We start from the raw sequence: 250 nt of genomic DNA on the forward strand, positions 1-250 counted from the left end.
GGGCGGCGGGCTCGGGCACATCGCGGTGCAGCTGGCCAAGCACCTCGGCGCAGAGGTGATCGGCACGGCGAGCGCGGCCAAGCACGACTTCCTGCGTGGCCTGGGCGCGGACCTGCTGATCGACCACCGGACCCAGGACTACACCGAGGTACTCCGGGACGCGCCGGTGGACGTGGTGCTGGAGACCCTGGGCGGCGGGAACGCCGAGCGTTCCTTCGGCGTGCTGCGGCAGGGCGGAGTGCTGGTGACG

General features: G+C 72.8%; 1 protein-coding gene. It reads left to right on the top strand.

Annotated features, from left to right (window positions below; translation table 11 throughout):
* Positions 1–250, top strand: a 250-nt coding sequence (locus IO33_RS0142400) for a zinc-binding dehydrogenase (RefSeq protein ID WP_031174381.1), incomplete at both ends; no start/stop codon positions are given.

The sequence above is a fragment of the Streptomyces durhamensis genome (genome assembly GCF_000725475.1).
GTDB lineage: Bacteria > Actinomycetota > Actinomycetes > Streptomycetales > Streptomycetaceae > Streptomyces > Streptomyces filipinensis.